Here is a 1,063-nt window from a genome sequence, read left to right as displayed (position 1 = left end):
ATTGATCTGCACCCCAAAAGTTGGACTCAACAAACCAACAATTGAGGTGCAGATTTTTTTATGGGTAAACACTACACAATCGAATTTAAATTACAGGTTCTCCAACCTATTCTGAATCGGAAAATGAGTATTAGAGAAGCTGCTCGTTTTTACAATATTCCTTCAAACGCCTTAGTCGGGACATGGTTGAAACGGTTTGAAAAAAGTGGCATAAAAGGACTTATTCCCCGTAAACCATCAGGACAACCGCCGATGAAACCCAAATATGCAAAAATGCCACCGCCACCCAAAACTGAAGAAGACCGTTTACGTTTGAGAATTTTACAGCTTGAAGCGGAGATAGCCTACCTAAAGGAGTTGAGAAGGCTCAGACTTCAGGACGAAGCCGAGCAACGGAAATTATCCAAAGGTTAAGAACACGCTATCCGTTAAAATGGCTTTTAGGCTTTGCACAGTTAGCGCGTAGTACATTTTTTGCTAAACTTCAGATTAAACCGGATAAGGATGAGCCGCTGAAAAAGGCCATTCAACGCATCAAAGCCAATCATCCTGATTATGGCTACCGACGCGTTCATGCCTGCTTGCCAGGCGTAAATCATAAAAAAGTCCAACGTTTAATGCAGACACTTGGGCTTCAAGTGCGGTCAAGAAAAAGCAAGAAATTTACGACCTATCGAGGCACGATAGGGGTGATAGCCCCAAATCATCTTGAACGCGATTTTAGTGCAACGGCCCCGAAACAAAAATGGGTAACTGATATCACCGAGTTTAAGGCGAAAGATGGAAGTAAAGTCTATTTATCCCCAATTTTAGACTTATTTAACAATGAGATAGTCTCCTATAACCTCAGCTATTCCCCAAACTGGGCGCAAGTAGAGGACATGTTAATGCAAGCCGTCAAAGGATTAAATAAAGCTTGTGGTGTCATTTTACATTCAGACCAGGGATGGCAATATCAAATGGTGGCTTATCGTCGAATTTTAGCTGAACATGGCATCATTCAAAGTATGTCGAGAAAAGGGAATTGCTTGGACAATGCCGCGATGGAAAGTTTCTTTGGGCG

General features: G+C 42.1%; 2 protein-coding genes. Both read left to right on the top strand.

From position 1 onward, the window contains the following. Positions 1–60: 60 nt before the first annotated feature. A complete protein-coding gene (locus tag DV415_RS10035; protein ID WP_118791722.1) occupies positions 61–414 on the top strand; it encodes a helix-turn-helix domain-containing protein in 354 nt (117 codons plus the stop codon). Next, a partial coding sequence (locus DV415_RS10030; protein WP_192879134.1) for an IS3 family transposase occupies positions 399–1,063 on the top strand: 665 nt, incomplete at its 3' end. The genes DV415_RS10035 and DV415_RS10030, both read left to right, overlap by 16 nt.

The organism is Haemophilus haemolyticus (genome assembly GCF_003490595.1).
Lineage (GTDB): Bacteria > Pseudomonadota > Gammaproteobacteria > Enterobacterales > Pasteurellaceae > Haemophilus > Haemophilus haemolyticus_L.
This window is presented reverse-complemented; position numbering and strand designations above follow the sequence as displayed.

Bases quoted from the DNA above. Each gene is read 5' to 3' on its own strand.
- DV415_RS10035 (WP_118791722.1), top strand. From the start codon at position 61: ATGGGTAAACACTACACAATCGAATTTAAATTACAGGTTCTCCAACCT.